Below are 16115 nucleotides of genomic sequence, written 5' to 3' on the forward strand. Positions count from 1 at the left end.
GGTGATGTTGCCGGCCGTCCCTTGCGCGACACGAAGCTCTCGCTCATTGCCACGCCCAGCCGATCCCAGTTGATCAGTTCAGCCAGCCGCACCAGCGGATGTTTCAGATTGATCTGCTCACGCAGCGGCTGCCGGAAGAAATCTCCTTCTGTCACAGGCGTCTTCGGACCCATCCGCACCTCGTCAGGATTTGCAGGATTCAAGCGTCAATATGCCTGGTCCCTGCAATTCCCACAACACCAATTCGGCCTCAGAGCCTTGCCGCATAAGCCTTCGCGGATTGTTCAAGGCCGACTATGTAGATGCCGGCGACTGATATCAGCACCGCGACGAATGCGAACAAGCTGCGTCGGGGCAGAATGAGATACAGCAGGGCGTAGGCAAGAAAGTAGGGTTTTATGGCCGCGAAAAATATGATCGCGATGGCATGCGGCGTCAGCGTGTAGAACGACCGGTGTTTGTAGAGAAAGTATGACAGTGACACGAGCAGCAGGTGCGCGAAGACGCTTATGTTGCCTGTTTGGATCGAAGCAAAGCCAGAGCCCCCAATCAGGAAACCAAGAATCAAGCAGGGAGCCAGGCGATGGTATGGAATGAACGATCTGAGATTGATGCAAACGCAAACAATTCCGACTGCCGAGGCCAGAACCAGGAGGGCAAAGGAGATCGGGAAATCGATGGCCGAAAATACCTTGAGGAAGACGGGCGGATACACAAAAGGAAAGTCGCCTGCCGCGCAAGCGTAGGGGTTCGGTCCAGAAGAATAGCAGTTCAAACCTTTCTCGTAGACGTGGTAGTCCCAGAAAAATGAGCCGGTTTTACTGCTGAACGCGAGAACCAGTAAGAAGCAAACGGCCGCAGATAAACTCCATAGTAGCCATGCCCTGTCGTCGTTAACGCTCGTCGTCTCTAGCTTCAATTACGTCCCCATCTCGATCAGTGACTGTCAAAAATTCGGCGGTAAAGCGTGAAGGGCCGCAGTGTGGCTTCGCTCGAATAGCGAAGACGCAAACACTGTCCACAGGTTGTCTGGAAAGACCGCACGCGCACCTTACTGGATTGAAAGGACAACCGTAGGGCATGGTGGTGCGTGGGTCTGTACGCCACCGTACGTCGCCGACCCGCGCCAATGCGAAGATGCGTATCGACTTGCTGGTGTGTTGTGTGTCGTAGCGGAACACGTCGGAATGCTTCATCGATGCGCTCAGTCGGCCCGAGGGCATTGGCTCCTGGGCCTGCCGCCATAACGGGAAGTGCACCGCGCCCCGCTTCTCGTCGCTGGCGCGATATCAGATAGCGAGCAGCATGCTCAGGCCGGAAAGTGCAATCACGGCGAGGCTCGCACGATCCTTGAACGCAAATACGATCGGGTCGTCGTGCATCATGCCGCGAAACGCGCACATCCAGATCCGGCTCACCCAGAAGAGCGTGAGTGCAAATGTGGCCCACAATGCTTTCGGGTGGTGATACAGGGCCTTCATTTCCGGCGTGTTCAGATAAAGTGCGAGCACGAGCACGGCGAGGTACGCGGAAGCCGTGCCGAACGAGCGCAAGATCGAGATGTCCTGCGTGATGTAGCCGCGGCCGGCGGCTTCAGTCTTGCCTTCGCGCACGATCATGTCGAGTTCGACATAACGCTTGACCATTGCAAGCGAGAGGAAAATCGGCACACAGAACAAGATTAGCCAGTACGACAGCGGGATGCCGGTTGCCGCGCCGCCGGCAATCACACGCACGGTGTACAGGCACGCAAGCGTGAACACATCGACAAGTGTCATGCGCTTGAGCGCGAACGAGTAGGCAACGGTGGTCACGAAATAGGCGGCCATTACGACGCCGAACTCGCGCGGCAGCAGTATTGCGAGACCGCCCCCGGCGGCGAGCAGCCCTGCAGTGAGCACGATGCCGAATTTCAACGACAGCTTGCCCGACGCGAATGGTCGGCTGCGCTTGCGCGCGTGCCGCCTGTCGGCGTCAAGGTCGAGCATGTCGTTAAGCAGGTACACCGACGAAGCGGCCAGGCTGAACGACAAAAAAGCGATACAGGCGGCAGCGAGTGCGGAACGGTCCGTGAATTGGTGTGCGGTGAGAAGAGGCACGAAGATCAGGACGTTTTTCACCCACTGATGCACGCGCATTTCCTTGAGCACGAGCGGAATCAGCCGGCGCTTTTCCTCGAAAAAGATGATCGCAGCATTTGTCTTGCGGGCCGCGGCGGCAATGTGCTTGTCGCCGACCACGATCGCCTGACGTGCCTGGCGCCAGACGGGCAAGTCTGCACGCGCATCGCCGCAGTAGTCGAAGCCATGGTCGCCGAACTGCTCAACGAGCGCTCGCGCCTTGTTTTTGCCGAGCAGGTTGTTGCTGACCGTGCTCGCGAGCACACCGGTAAAGAGACCAATATGTGTGGCGATCTGGGTGGCGAGGCGCTGGTTAGTGGCCGTGCACAGATACAGCTCTCGCCCGTTTGCATGCTCGTCGCGCAGCCATGCGAGCAGTTCGGTGTTGTAGGGCAGGACGCCTACGTCGATGTTCACGCGCTTCGCGATCTGCTCCTTCAGGTAGGCACGCCCCCGCAGTGTCCAGACGAAGCACAGGAAGATCGACAGTGGACTCTGCTTGATGAGCACGAAGAAGGCTTCAAGCAACAGGTCGGTGCGCGTGAGCGTTCCGTCCAGGTCCACGCACAGCGGGACAGATTGGGCTATGGGCGTGGCCATGTTCATTCTCCGTGCCGGCACAAGAGCAGGTGAATCGGTTGCTGACGTGTTGGTCGGAGCGCGACGCTGGCGGGAGGTACGCGGTCCGCAATCCGGGAGAGAATCGTAGCTACGGCGGCGTGCGGCCTCTGTGTTGAAACGCACGCGTTTTCAAGAAAAGACGAAGCGTTTGTCCAGTTGGTATTTCGTAACGTAACCGATCACCAGACCGACTGCGCCACCGGCAAGCCGTCCGGCTTCGCCATGAAAGAGTGCGTTCGCGGTGAATTCCACGGACCAGAAAAGGAGCGTGGTGCCGAGCCCCATGGCAACGTACAGCGAGAATGTGCGCACGCCGTGCGCAACACTTTGGTGTTCGTAGCGGAATATCCAGGCCTTATCGAGCAGATATTTGACGACAAGCCCAACACCTGTGCCCACGCACACCGAAAGTGGTACCGAAAACGGGCCTTGGTACAGGTGAAAAGCGAGGCTTTGACTGCCCAGATTGGCGCCGATAGACATGGCGGCGAACGTCGCGTACCAGAACACGAGCCGAGTGCGGCTGAGTGACATGCTAGCAACGGTGCTGCTCATAGCGTACTCCTCTTGAAGGCCGCACAGGGCAGCGCGCGGATGACCAGCGTGTGCTCGGCCCGGGAGCCGCTCGCCTTACCAAGCACGACGCCGCCTTTCCAGTCCATCGCGATGAAGCGGTCGTAATGGCCCCAGAAAGCAGGCATCGAGACGTTGGTGACGTGTGCTCGCCGGACAAAGGGATGGCGGTTGACGCATGTTAGGCAAAGGGCCCCGGAACCACCGTTCGCCAGAGCACAAAGCTCGTCTTCTTGCGCGCGCTCATCCTTGTCGGCAGCGTCTTGAATAAGAGTGGCGCGACATTCGAACAGGATGCGTATTCAGGAAAAGCCATGCGTGGCGACGTAAGCCGCGAGACGAGCGAAATGCGCGGCGATTTCGTGGTCAGCGCGCTGTATTTCTATCGCATCCGTGAGTGGAGCTGCGTTACGTGGCGGAACAAGCCTGCCATTTGTCGGGAGGCAGACGATCGCGATTGCGCCTGCGGCGGTCGTCGCGTGGTTCGATGTGCGCGGTCCGCGGCCGAGTGGAAGATGTCCATTCCGTGTCAAATTACTTGCAAAGCAGCAGCAGGCGCTCCTGGTCCGAGCACGCCCGTGCATTGACTTGTTCTGTGGCGACGGCGCGCGGCGGCGCGGCCGCCTGCATCGGGGCGCGATGCGCGAAACAAGCCTTCAGACGTTGCTCAACGGGCGGATAGTATTGCCAGCCTTTGCCGAGGGCCGGCAGTTCGAGCTTCACCTGCTTCCACTTCGGGTGGCCGTGCTCCTGCAGGTTGTCGAAGTTCGCGCAGAGCGAGTCGGCAAAACGCTTTAGTTTGCCGACCGTATCGCGCAGGTTGTAGTCATAGGTGACGAGAAACGCCTTGACCGTCCACGTCGGCACGTCTTCCTTGAGCCAGTTCGGGTAGCTCGACACGTGGATCGTCGCGGGGTAGTAGGTCTGCTTTGCGCGCGCCGTCTCCGGCGCGTTCGGATCGACGCGCAGGAAGCGGATTTGCTGCAGCAGCTCGGGATTCATGTCGGTAAAGAGCTTGGCGGGTTGCCCGGCGACGATGATGGCCACATCGATCTTCTTGACGATGAGCGCGGCTAGTGCGTCCTCGTTGCTCAGGTGTTGTGCGTTCTGCTCGGGAATCGGCTGGCCGAACATGAGTCGGTACAGCGTCGTCGCCGACTGCGCGGTGCCGCTGCCGATCAGGCCCACGCTGATCACCTTGTCCTTGATCTCGTTGATCGTCTTCATCGGCGAGTCGTTACGTACGACGAAGTAAATTTCTTCGTCATAGAGCGGCATGATGAGCCGCAGCGGTCGTATCAGCGTGCCGGCCTCTTCGTTGCCGGAATTGGCCATGTCGACGTAGGCCTGGTAGACGTCGGACTGCACAAGCGCGAGCTTCACGCCGCGCTCGAAACGCATGCGCTGCACGTTTTCGGCCGAGCCTTTCGACGGGATCACTTCGAGATCGATGCCCGCCGGCTGCGCGACCCATTTCGCCAGGTCCTGGCCGATCTGGATGTATGTGCCGCGCTCCTGGCCGGTCACGATCTTGTAGTTCGCGCCTGCCGCGGCAGCGAGCGCGAGTGTCGAAAGGAGCAGGGTAGTCAGCGCTGCCATCCCCGCGAGCATCGTTTTCAGCATGGTCTCTCTCCCGCCTTGGATACGTTGTACGGCAGACTTCGATTTAATCTGTAATCGTTTTCAATGCGTGCCTTCGGAGGATGGGGCGTCCTTCCACCCAAGTTGGCGAATCGCGCGCTCCTGGGTATCGACGCCGTCGTCGTTGCTGCCCGGGACGGTGGCGTCGGCGGCAGCGGATTGATTCGCAGCAGCCGCCGTAACGCTCTCGGCACCTTCGACGTCCGTTGGATGTCCGTTAGCTGACGTGCTGGTCGCGCTCGGCAGCGGGGGCGTTGACGCGAATGGGGCCGGGGCGTTCGGTGCGGCTGGTGTGGCTGCGCCCCAATCCCGCGACGACGGCAGCGGAACGCTGCTTGCGTCGCGCGGCGGCGGTGCGGCCGCGTCCGCCTGCGCGGCGCCGTTCGGCGTACGGAGTGGCGACCAGCCCGTCGCCAGGATGGCGCGCTCCATCAGCGATCGCGCGCGCAGGCTGCCCGGATCAATCGCGAGCGCCTCCGATGCCTGTTCTCGCACGCAATCCCAGGCACGTTGCGAGGCACATCGGTCCGCGCTTTGCAACGCATCATCGCGGCGTTGCGCCGCTGGTGCGCTGTCGCGCTGCATCTCGCGCGCTTCCTGATTGTTCGCGCCACGTGGAAGTGCGGCATTCCCGTTTAGCAAGCTTTTCTCCGCAGGACTCGCGCGCGTGACGCGTACTTCTCTTTCCTGGCCGCGCCTTTCGCCGTACAGCAGAAACGCGGCGTATGCGATTGCGACAATGAGCCAGGCGAGCAAAACGCCCTTCACGAAGCGCCCTTTGACGGTGCGCCAGAACGGGCGGTGTTCTTCGAGTTGATAGTGGTGCAAATAGTCCGCGTGCACCGGCGGGCGATTGGATGCGGCCGCGCCGGCAAGTGACACCTTTGCAACGGCAGGCATAGGTGCTGCCGCGGAACCGATGACTCTTAAGGTGGCTTTCGGGCGCGCGTGCGCAGCCGTGTCGAGCGGGCGATCCTTGCCGCAGTAAGGGCAGGAATCGGCGTATTGATAGAGCGCCCCGCCACAGAACTTGCACGGTGTGGGGAAACTCTGCTTACGAGTCATCTGAGCGAACATGCTGTCGTTCCACCGTCATGGCGACGCCATTTCGGCATTCAGGATCGTCGTTGAAGCGATCGGCGAGGCCTCGCGGAACCCACGATCTGCATGCGCAGGAGAGCGGCGGTGCCTGACCGGGCGCAGCCGCTCGAAAGATCATATGAGTGATTCTCCGTTCATACGCTGATTGCCGGTGTTGCCTACCGCACATATGCGCTTGCCGCGGGTCGACTGGACTTAAGTCATCTGGCGCGGGGGACTGCCCGTCACGATTTGCCGGTTTGTGGTCCGCCAACAAACCGGTTGTGCGGATAAATGGCGCCAGATCATAGCAAGATTGGGGATTTCCCCGAGAAGCGTCCCGGATGACTCGGCAGGCCGGGGCCCGCTTGCCGAATGCCGTTGCTTCCAGAGTCATGCGGTTTCTTGTCGAGTCAGGTATTGTGGCGATCTATCGCGTTGTTTTCATTGAATAATATTTCGATGTGGCACTCAAGCCCAACATCCACTAGTTCTAACTTGAGCTAGCAAAAGTGCCTCCGGGGTTGAATCAATCTCAACGGAAATTCCCCATTCCGCCCCTTCTTGAATTTGTCACTGCCCGTCGATATAATTAGCACTCACCGCATGAGAGTGCTAACAACTCTGGTGCTATCAACATCTCTGGCTGGCGGTTACCGGCAGCCAGGTTTTCTTGAGTCTCTTCAAGTCCCAATCAACAGAGGAACATCCATGAACCTTCGTCCTTTGCATGATCGCGTGATCGTCAAGCGCCTGGATCAAGAAACCAAGACCGCTTCGGGCATCGTGATCCCGGACGCAGCCGCAGAAAAGCCGGATCAAGGCGAAGTCCTGGCCGTCGGCCCGGGCAAGCGCGACGACAAGGGCGCCCAGATCGCGCTCGACGTGAAGGTCGGCGATCGCGTCCTGTTCGGCAAGTACGCTGGCCAGACCGTCAAGGTCGATGGCAACGAACTGCTCGTGATGCGCGAAGAAGACATCATGGCCGTGGTGAACAAGTAAGTTCATTCCACCGCTCACTATTCAAGAATCCAAGGAGTTAGAAGATGGCAGCTAAAGACGTCGTGTTCGGCGATTCCGCCCGTTCCAAGATGGTTGAAGGCGTGAACATTCTCGCCAACGCAGTGAAGGTCACGCTGGGTCCGAAGGGCCGCAACGTGGTCCTCGAGCGCTCGTTCGGCGGCCCGACGGTCACCAAGGACGGTGTCTCGGTCGCAAAGGAAATCGAGCTGAAGGACAAGCTCCAGAACATGGGCGCGCAAATGGTCAAGGAAGTTGCTTCCAAGACCAGCGACAACGCCGGTGACGGCACGACGACGGCTACGGTTCTGGCCCAGTCGATCGTCCGCGAAGGCATGAAGTACGTCGCATCGGGCATGAACCCGATGGACCTGAAGCGCGGCATCGACAAGGCCGTCGCAGCAGCAATCGAAGAGCTGCGCAAGGTCAGCAAGCCCTGCACGACCAACAAGGAAATCGCTCAAGTCGGCTCGATCTCGGCAAACAGCGATACGTCGATCGGCGACCGTATCGCTGAAGCGATGGACAAGGTCGGCAAGGAAGGCGTCATCACCGTCGAAGACGGCAAGTCGCTGCAAGACGAGCTGGAAGTCGTCGAAGGTATGCAATTCGACCGCGGCTACCTCTCGCCGTACTTCATCAACAACCCGGACAAGCAAGTCGCCGTGCTGGAAAGCCCGTTCGTCCTGCTGTTCGACAAGAAGATCTCGAACATCCGTGATCTGCTGCCGGTTCTGGAACAAGTCGCGAAGGCTGGCCGTCCGCTGCTGATCATCGCTGAAGACGTCGAAGGCGAAGCTCTGGCAACGCTGGTCGTCAACAACATCCGTGGCATCCTGAAGACCGTCGCCGTCAAGGCTCCGGGCTTCGGCGACCGCCGCAAGGCCATGCTGGAAGACATCGCGATCCTGACCGGTGGTCAAGTCATCGCTGAAGAAACCGGCCTCACGCTCGAAAAGGCAACGCTGGCCGAACTGGGTCAAGCGAAGCGCATCGAAGTGGGCAAGGAAAACACGACGATCATCGACGGCGCTGGCGAAGCCGTGAACATCGAAGCGCGCGTGAAGCAAATCCGCACGCAGATCGAAGAAGCGACGTCGGACTACGACCGTGAGAAGCTGCAAGAGCGCGTTGCCAAGCTGGCAGGCGGCGTGGCAGTGATCAAGGTTGGCGCTGCGACCGAAGTCGAAATGAAGGAAAAGAAGGCACGCGTGGAAGACGCGCTGCACGCAACCCGCGCTGCCGTTGAAGAAGGCATCGTCCCGGGCGGCGGCGTTGCGCTGATCCGTGCACGTACGGCGATCGCCAACGTGAAGGGCGCCAACGCAGACCAGGACGCCGGTATCAAGATCGTCCTGCGCGCAATGGAAGAGCCGCTGCGCCAGATCGTCACGAACGGCGGCGAAGAAGCTTCGGTCGTCGTGGCAGCAGTTGCTGCTGGTCAAGGCAACTACGGCTACAACGCAGCGACCGGCGAGTACGTCGACATGGTCGAAGCCGGCGTGGTCGACCCGACGAAGGTCACGCGCACCGCACTGCAAAACGCAGCTTCGGTTGCTGGCCTGCTCCTGACGACGGACGCAGCTGTTGCTGAAGTGCCGAAGGAAGATGCTCCGATGCCTGGCGGCATGCCCGGCGGCATGGGCGGCATGGGCATGGACATGTAATGTAGGCTTTTGCCGAAATTACATCGACGTGCAGGCAGCACCCCGCGAGGGGTGTTGCCCTAGCCCGAAAAGAAAAAACCCGCAGCGATGCGGGTTTTTTTTCGTCTATGCGGTTCGCGCGGCTGGCCTCCGCGCAGAAGGCCAAGCAGCAGTCTTATTCTTTCGCTTCGCCGGGCGAGGCTTCGTCCGCGTCCGTGTCGTTGCTGCGAGCCCAGAAGAACCGGTCGGGCAGCCACGCGCCCATGCCCGGCCTGAACGCGTTCTGCACGGCCTGATACACATATTCCTGCGCCTCGCGCACGGCCTCTGGTGGCTCCTGGCCATTGGCAAGCAGTGCAGCAATAGCGGCGCCGAGCGTGTCCGTCACGCCCATCATCGGCTGCGTTGAGCGGTCCCACAGATCCTGGCGCAACTGGCCGTCTTCGCAATAGAGCGTGTTGACCACGCGATGCGTGCCCGTTTCCATCGCCAGGATGAACTCGCAACCGGTGGCGAGCAGGTGTGCGATGGCGGCGTCGACGCTGGGCGCCTCTGCGTCGCCGTCCGGCTGTGCGAGCGCGATCAGCGTGGCGGAGTCAGCCACGAGCAGCGTGGTTTGCGGCACGAGCAGGTCGGCCATCGCTTCACGCAGTTCGTCGGCGGCGAGCACATGTTCGTCGTCGAGCGTGAAGTCGGGGGCGAGGATGAGCGGCACGTCGTCGTAGTCGGCGACCACTTCGGCGATCGCGCTCACGACCTCGGCGCGCGCGCCCGCGCCGACCTTGAATGCCGCGATGGGCATGTCTTCGAGCAGCATGCGCGCCTGGGTGGCGACGGTTTCCGGATCGAGCCCGGTCACTTCGTCGCAGCCCGCAGAGTCGCGCACCGTGTAGCCGGTCAGCGCGGTGACGCCGTGGCAGCCCATGCTGGCGAGCGTGAGCAGGTCGGCTTGAAGTCCGCCGCCGCCGGTCGGGTCGGAAAGGCCGAAGGCGAGGACAATGGGAGGGGTGTCGCTGGGCATGAACGTGGCGAGATGGATTGGACTTCGGGTGCGGCGTACCGTGCCGTCATAAGAGAATGCTTCAATTATGCGGCCTATCGATGAATCCGGGGGACGGATGACCCCGGCGCGCGCGAGGATTTTTCCGCGCTGCGCGAGCTGCTCGCGGCAACGCGCTCCGTTTGATCCCGTGCAGGCCAGTTTTCCTCTTGCTAGGCATGGAAACGGCAACAAGGTACCATCATGGCTCTCGTTCCCCTGAATTTTTCCCCGACTGGTTTCGGACTTTTCGACGCGGCATAAGAATGGAATATAGAAGCTGGATGTGCCTGATCTGCGGCTGGATTTACGACGAAGAAGCCGGTTTGCCAGACGAAGGCATTGCCCCCGGCACGCGCTGGGAGGATGTCCCGATCAACTGGACCTGCCCTGAGTGCGGCGCGCGCAAGGAAGACTTCGAGATGGTCCAGATCTGAGCGCGTTGCTCAGATAGCTGGCGATAGCCGGCGCGCAGTCTGGCTGCAGATTCCAGAAGTGTGGCGGGTGTGGAGTGCGGTGTCGCAACGGCGGGCACCGTATTTGCGCTTGCCGTCGCGGTTGTCGACGTCAGCGTCGACGCTATTGTCGAGATCGCCCGCCTGGTCGGCCCGCTAATGTTTTCGGCGCTGCCCTATGAGTCATCCTACAAGCTCTGATGTGCGGTTCGAAGCGTTGCCGAATCCGCGCGGCGGCACGGTGCCGTTCGCGCACGGCGCGCTCGCCCAGGCGCTTGCCGCGCTCGAAGAGCAGCGTGACGTTGCCCGTCCGCTGCGCCAGGCCGCCCGCACGCTGCACGACGCCGGCTGGCTTGCCGCCTCGCGCTTTGCCGACACGCTGCTCCTCGCTTCCCCGCTCGCGCTTGCCGCGCCGGTGCCCGTGGAGCCGCCGCCGGGCTTGCCCGCGCGGCCGCTCCATGCGCCCGAGGAAGCGCAGGGCGCTGAATTCCGCGTCTTGTTCAGCCAGGCGCTCAAGGAACTCGTCGCCGCGCTCGAACGCCGCAATCTGCGCGAGCTGGCGTGCTCGCCCGCGCTTTTCGCGCGGCAACATGCGCTCGTGGCTGCACTGGCGGAGCATGTGCCGGGCATCGCGCTCGCCTACGAGGATGTGGCGCTGCAGGGCAGGCCGCTCGCGCCCGCCACGCTGCATCCGCAGCCGGCGCAGCGCTTTGGCCAGGTGCGCGCGCGCTTCGAGCAGGCGCTTTTGCATGCGTTGAAATCGCATGTCGGCAACGGCAGCCGTGCGGCCAGCGCGCTCGGGCTCGCGGCGTTCGACGAGATGGACGCCTGCATGGCCGAGCTATCGAGTCCCGACCCCTACGACTTCTGGCGGCTTGCTGCCGCATGCGCACGCGCGCTACGGCGCGGCGTGGCCTCGTGGGGCGACGAGGGTGTGCGGCGCCTTTACGCGCGCTGCAATCTGCTGATCGGCGAACACGCGCACGGCCTGCGCTTCGCGCCGCAAACGCTCGTGCGCTCGACGCTGGCGTTGCTATGGCGCGACTACGCGCTCTTCGGGGCCGCAGCCGAAGACACCGCCGACGTCGATCTGCTGCATGACTATGGCTTGACCGTGGAATGGCACATCGCCGGCACGCAGGCCTCGGAAGCGCTGTGGGAAGCCGGCAGCGCGCAGGCCGGCGCGCTCGCAGCGCGCGTGGCGCCCACGCGCGAGCTGGGCGCGCTGGTCGTGAATGGCAACGCGTATGAAGATTTTCTGCAGACTGCCGATGCGGCGATGATCGCGCTCGGCACGCACTCGCGCACGCTGACGATGCGCGGTGCGGGCGGGGCCGCAGAGCCCGCCGACGCGCTGGTCGCGGCCGAGGCGGCGTACCGCATCGGCGCTGCGGCCTGGGCGCTCGGGCTCGGTCACGTCGGCCAGCTCGCGGATGCGCTGGGCCTCGCCTGGCGGCGCACCGCGCACGCGGCAACGCTCGCGACGCTCGAGGCGAAGGGCGCGCCGTCGGTTCAGCCGCCCGGCGCCGAGGCGATCGAGCACGCCAGCGAGGCGCTTCGCGCCATGCTGCACAAGGTCGCGGCGGGCATCGCGCAGCCCGACGCCACGCCCGCGGTGCGCGGGCTTGCGGCGGCGATCGTCAGCGGCGTGGCGCAAACCGCAGCGCAAACAACCGCGCACTGAATGGACGGGCGGGCGGATCAGCGGCGTGCGCGAGGCCGCCCAGGCGCCGGGCATCGGCCTTGCGCCGTCGGTCCATTGCCTTGCAAGGGCACAGCATGCGCGTGTTAGAGTGAGCCATTCCCTGCAATGCGCGACGCGTAGCGGCTGGCAAAGTGCGAGGCAGCCATCGGGCGCCCGACCTCCGGCCTGGCAGCGTGCCGCCATTGCGCATCGTCTTTGCTAGAATTCAAACCATGTCCAAGAGTAACGATCGCATCAATCTGACCAACCAGTTCCTGATCGCCATGCCGAACATGGCGGACCCCACGTTTTCAGGAACGGTGGTCTACCTTTGCGATCATTCGGAGCGCGGCGCGCTCGGTCTCGTCATCAATCGGCCCACCGACATCGATCTCGAGGCACTCTTTTCCCGCATCGACCTGAAGCTCGAAATCGAGCCGCTCCTGCACGTGCCCGTTTATTTCGGCGGCCCGGTGCAGACCGAGAGGGGCTTCGTGCTGCACGCGCCCGCCGAGGGCACGAGCTATACGTCTTCGATGTCGGTGCCGGGCGGCCTCGAGATGACCACGTCGAAGGATGTGCTCGAAGCCGTTGCCAACGGCAGCGGCCCCGAGCGCTTCCTGCTCACGCTCGGCCACGCAGGCTGGGGCGCAGGTCAGCTCGAAGACGAAATCTCGAAGAACGGCTGGCTCACGGTCGAGGCCGATCCGAAGATCGTATTCGACGTGCCCGCCGAAGAGCGCTTCGAAGCCGCGCTCGCGCTGCTCGGCATTTCCTCGACGATGCTGTCGGGCGAGGCGGGTCACGCATGAGCGTGGCCGCTGGGCGAGGGGCCGGCGAGGCCACCTTGCTTGCGTTCGATTACGGCGAAAAGCGCATCGGCGTGGCGCTCGGCAATGCCCTCACGCGCAGCGCCCGGGCGCTCACCGTCATTCCCAACAAGAGTCGCGACTACCGTTTCGAAGCGATAGGCGAGTTGCTGCGTGAATGGCAGCCTGATGTGCTCGTGGTCGGCTTGCCGTGCCATCCGGATGGCACGCCACACATCATGACGCAGCACGCGAAGCGCTTCGGCAACCAGCTCAACGGCCGCTTCGGTCTGCGGGTGGTGTGGGTGGACGAACGCTATTCGTCCGTCGATGCCGAAGCACGGCTGCGCGAGCGTGGCGAACGCGTCGAGCATGTCGACGCCGAAGCGGCCTCCGTGATTCTCCAGCAGTACCTCGACGAACTCCCGCTCTGACTAGCCCGCGAGTTGCCCGATGATCATTCCCGACGCTGAAGCGCTGTACTTCGCCCTTCTCGACGAGATTCGCGCGGCGTATCACGCCGATGCGTTTGGCGCGCCCGGCGGCGTGGCGATCGTCGGCATTCATAGCGGCGGCGCGTGGATCGCCGAGCGGCTCGCGCAGGACGTCGGTGCGCTCGAGTGGGGCGTGCTCAACGTTGCACTGCATCGCGACGACTACGCGAAAAAGGGCCTGCACAGCAAAGCGAGCCCAACGGCGCTGCCGTTCGCGGTGGAAGGCCGCCACATCCTGCTTGTCGACGACGTGCTGTACACGGGCCGCACCGTGCGCGCTGCGCTCAACGAACTCTATGACTACGGGCGGCCGGCCTCCGTCGAACTCGCGGTGCTCGCCGAGCGCGGCGGGCGCGAGTTGCCGGTGTCCGCGCGTTTCACCGGCGGCGCAGTGAGCGTCGGTGCACACGAAACGCTCGTACTTGCGCACAACCCCGACGGCCGCTTCGCCTTTGAAGTCGAGCAGGGCAGCGGTAGCTGACGCGCGCATCGAACACATTCGGCGGCAGCGACGGCGGTCCCACAGGCATTCACGCCGTCCACACGCCGCCTATCACATCCAGGATTCACGCGATGAACACACAGCCCACGCCCGCCGCGTCCACAGCGGACGACAAGCGTTTTCGCTACGGCTTCCTCAAGGGCAATCCGCAGCTCACGAAGAATGGCGAGCTTAAACACCTGCTGTCGATCGAGGGGTTGTCGCGCGCGATCCTCACGCATGTACTCGACACCGCCACGCAGTTCGTGAGCGTGACCGACCGCGACGTGAAGAAGGTGCCGCTGCTGCGCGGCAAGTCGGTGTTCAACCTGTTCTTCGAGAACTCCACGCGCACGCGCACGACGTTCGAGATTGCGGCCACGCGTCTTTCGGCCGATGTGCTCAACCTGAACATCAACGCTTCATCGACGAGCAAGGGCGAGTCGCTGCTCGACACCATCGGCAACCTGTCGGCGATGCACGCCGACATGTTCGTCGTGCGCCACGCGTCGAGCGGCGCGCCGTACCTGATCGCCGAGCATTGCGCGCCGCACGTGCACGTGATCAACGCCGGCGACGGCCGCCACGCGCACCCGACGCAAGGCCTGCTCGACATGTACACGATCCGCCACTACAAGCGCGACTTCACGAACCTGCGCGTGGCGATCGTGGGCGACATCCTGCACTCGCGTGTGGCGCGCTCGGACATCCACGCACTCACCACGCTCGGCGTGCCCGAGGTACGCGCCATCGGCCCGCGTACGTTGCTGCCCGGCGGCCTCGAGCAGATGGGCGTGCGCGTGTTTCATAACCTCGATGAAGGCCTGAAAGACGTCGACGTGATCATCATGCTGCGTCTGCAGAACGAGCGCATGAGCGGGGCGCTGCTGCCTTCCGCGCAGGAGTACTTCAAGAGCTGGGGCTTGACGCCCGAGCGCCTCGCGCTCGCCGCGCCCGACGCGATCGTCATGCATCCGGGGCCGATGAATCGCGGCGTCGAGATTGACTCGCAGGTCGCCGACGGTCCGCAGTCGGTGATCCTCAACCAGGTGAGCTTCGGCATTGCGGTGCGCATGGCTGTGATGGGCATCGTCGCCGGTAACAACGATTGAAGCGGCGAGAACGACAAGGGCAGCAGATGAAGATCCATATTCAAGGCGGCACGCTGATCGATCCAGCGGCCAGGACGGAACAGCAGCAGGACGTGTACATCGAAGCGGGCAAGATCGCCGCGCTTGGCGCGGCGCCCGCGGGCTTCCAGGCGGACCGCACGCTCGATGCGCGCGGCCTCGTGGTCGCGCCGGGTCTCGTCGACCTGAGCGCGCGCCTGCGCGAGCCGGGCTACGAGCACAAGGCCACGCTCGACTCGGAGATGAACGCGGCACTCGCGGGCGGCGTGACGACCCTCGTGTGCCCGCCGGACACCGATCCCGTGCTCGATGAGGCCGGCTTGGTCGAGATGCTCAAGCATCGTGCGGGCAAGCTCGCGCGTGCGCATGTGCATCCGCTGGGCGCGCTCACCGTGGGCCTGAAAGGGCAGGTGATCACCGAGATGGTGTCGCTGACCGAGGCGGGCTGCATCGGCTTCACGCAGGCCGACACGCCGGTCGCCGATACCCAGGTCCTGCTGCGCGCCCTGCAGTATGCGAGCACCTATGGCTACGCCGTGTGGCTGCGGCCGCAGGACGCGTATCTCTCGAAGGGCGGCGTGGCCGCGAGCGGCGCGCTGGCTTCGCGCCTCGGCCTCTCCGGCGTGCCGGTGAGCGCAGAGACGATCGCGCTGCACACGCTCTTCGAACTGATGCGCGTGACGGGTGCGCGCGTGCACGTGCAGCATCTTTCGTCTGCGGCGGGCGTGGCGCTCATGCGCGCCGCGAAGGCCGAAGGCCTGCCCGTGACCTGCGACGTGACGGCGAACCATCTGCATCTGATCGACATGGACATCGGCTATTTCGATGCGCAGTTCCGGCTCGACCCGCCGCTGCGCCAGCAGCGCGATCGCGAGGCGATTCGCGCGGGTCTCGCCGACGGCACGATCGACGCGATCTGCTCGCAACACACGCCAGTGGACGACGACGAGAAGCTCTTGCCCTTCGCCGAAGCGACGCCGGGCGCGACGGGCCTCGAGCTATTCCTCTCGCTGACCGTGAAATGGGCGCAGGAAGCGCGCGTGCCGCTCGCGAAGGCACTCGCCCATGTGACGGCGGCGCCGGCAGCCGTGATGCAGCGTGACGCGGGGCGGCTCGCCGTGGGCGCGAGCGCGGACCTCTGCGTGTTCGATCCCCATGCGCACTGGCGCGTCGAGCCGCGCGCGCTCAGGAGTCAGGGACACAACACGCCGTTCCTCGGTTACGAACTGCCCGCCGTGGTGCGGGCGACGCTCGTAGCGGGCCGTGTGGCCTTCGAGCGCGGGTTCGATTGAGTTGCGATCGCGCATGACAGATTTGTGTCA

General features: G+C 63.4%; 16 protein-coding genes and 1 pseudogene. 9 read left to right on the forward strand and 8 right to left on the reverse strand.

What is annotated here, in order from left to right; genetic code table 11:
• The 7 genes and pseudogenes from E1N52_RS38605 to E1N52_RS44400 form a co-directional block, all read right to left on the reverse strand.
• Positions 1-173, reverse strand: a pseudogene (locus tag E1N52_RS38605) (IS5/IS1182 family transposase); the annotation flags it as partial.
• A gap of 77 nt (positions 174-250) precedes the next feature.
• The gene (locus tag E1N52_RS38610) at positions 251-919 is read right to left on the reverse strand and encodes a hypothetical protein (protein WP_133189850.1); all 669 of its coding nucleotides are present in this window, start codon (positions 917-919) and stop codon (positions 251-253) included.
• A gap of 370 nt (positions 920-1289) precedes the next feature.
• The gene (locus E1N52_RS38615) at positions 1290-2720 is read right to left on the reverse strand and encodes a UbiA family prenyltransferase (protein WP_133189852.1); all 1431 of its coding nucleotides are present in this window, start codon (positions 2718-2720) and stop codon (positions 1290-1292) included.
• A 150-nt stretch (positions 2721-2870) separates the two neighbouring features.
• Positions 2871-3296 (reverse strand): GtrA family protein, encoded by a 426-nt coding sequence (locus E1N52_RS38620; protein WP_133189854.1) that lies wholly within the window; start codon positions 3294-3296, stop codon positions 2871-2873.
• A complete protein-coding gene (locus tag E1N52_RS44395) occupies positions 3293-3442 on the reverse strand; it encodes a hypothetical protein (protein ID WP_165979547.1) in 150 nt (49 codons plus the stop codon). Before E1N52_RS44395 ends, E1N52_RS38620 begins: the two co-directional genes overlap by 4 nt.
• A gap of 406 nt (positions 3443-3848) precedes the next feature.
• Positions 3849-4937: a TAXI family TRAP transporter solute-binding subunit gene (locus tag E1N52_RS38625; RefSeq protein WP_133189856.1), complete on the reverse strand. Its 1089-nt coding sequence runs from the start codon at positions 4935-4937 to the stop codon at positions 3849-3851.
• 60 nt (positions 4938-4997) lie between these two features.
• Positions 4998-5855: a hypothetical protein gene (locus E1N52_RS44400; RefSeq protein ID WP_165979548.1), complete on the reverse strand. Its 858-nt coding sequence runs from the start codon at positions 5853-5855 to the stop codon at positions 4998-5000.
• 891 nt (positions 5856-6746) lie between these two features.
• Between E1N52_RS44400 and groES the strand changes: the two genes are divergently transcribed.
• Both groES and groL read left to right on the forward strand, forming a co-directional pair.
• A complete protein-coding gene (groES, locus tag E1N52_RS38635; RefSeq protein ID WP_110857043.1) occupies positions 6747-7037 on the forward strand; it encodes a co-chaperone GroES in 291 nt (96 codons plus the stop codon).
• 44 nt (positions 7038-7081) lie between these two features.
• Entirely contained in the window at positions 7082-8722 is a 1641-nt protein-coding gene (gene groL / locus E1N52_RS38640) for a chaperonin GroEL (protein WP_133189858.1), read from the forward strand.
• 154 nt (positions 8723-8876) lie between these two features.
• On the opposite strand, the gene E1N52_RS38645 is transcribed toward groL, so the two are convergent.
• Complete coding sequence (locus tag E1N52_RS38645) at positions 8877-9722, reverse strand: hydroxymethylpyrimidine/phosphomethylpyrimidine kinase (protein ID WP_133189860.1); 846 nt, start codon at positions 9720-9722, stop codon at positions 8877-8879.
• Positions 9723-10006: 284 nt separating this feature from the next.
• Between E1N52_RS38645 and E1N52_RS38650 the strand changes: the two genes are divergently transcribed.
• The 7 genes from E1N52_RS38650 (at position 10007) to E1N52_RS38680 (ending at position 16085) form a co-directional block, all read left to right on the forward strand.
• Complete coding sequence (locus E1N52_RS38650; RefSeq protein ID WP_008342674.1) at positions 10007-10177, forward strand: rubredoxin; 171 nt, start codon at positions 10007-10009, stop codon at positions 10175-10177.
• 196 nt (positions 10178-10373) lie between these two features.
• Positions 10374-11879, forward strand: coding sequence for a hypothetical protein (locus E1N52_RS38655; RefSeq protein ID WP_133189862.1), 1506 nt, complete (start codon positions 10374-10376; stop codon positions 11877-11879).
• Positions 11880-12112: 233 nt separating this feature from the next.
• On the forward strand, positions 12113-12691 hold the full coding sequence (locus E1N52_RS38660; RefSeq protein WP_133189864.1) for a YqgE/AlgH family protein: 579 nt from the start codon (positions 12113-12115) through the stop codon (positions 12689-12691).
• The gene (gene ruvX, locus E1N52_RS38665) at positions 12688-13122 is read left to right on the forward strand and encodes a Holliday junction resolvase RuvX (RefSeq protein WP_133189866.1); all 435 of its coding nucleotides are present in this window, start codon (positions 12688-12690) and stop codon (positions 13120-13122) included. The genes E1N52_RS38660 and ruvX overlap by 4 nt, the downstream gene beginning before the upstream one ends.
• Before the next feature lie 19 nt (positions 13123-13141).
• On the forward strand, positions 13142-13663 hold the full coding sequence (pyrR, locus tag E1N52_RS38670) for a bifunctional pyr operon transcriptional regulator/uracil phosphoribosyltransferase PyrR (RefSeq protein ID WP_133189868.1): 522 nt from the start codon (positions 13142-13144) through the stop codon (positions 13661-13663).
• 92 nt (positions 13664-13755) lie between these two features.
• Positions 13756-14775: an aspartate carbamoyltransferase catalytic subunit gene (locus tag E1N52_RS38675; RefSeq protein WP_133189870.1), complete on the forward strand. Its 1020-nt coding sequence runs from the start codon at positions 13756-13758 to the stop codon at positions 14773-14775.
• Positions 14776-14801: 26 nt separating this feature from the next.
• Complete coding sequence (locus tag E1N52_RS38680) at positions 14802-16085, forward strand: dihydroorotase (protein WP_133189872.1); 1284 nt, start codon at positions 14802-14804, stop codon at positions 16083-16085.
• Positions 16086-16115: the final 30 nt, after the last annotated feature.

Origin of the sequence: Paraburkholderia guartelaensis (assembly GCF_004353905.1) — a bacterium.
Taxonomy (GTDB): domain Bacteria; phylum Pseudomonadota; class Gammaproteobacteria; order Burkholderiales; family Burkholderiaceae; genus Paraburkholderia; species Paraburkholderia guartelaensis.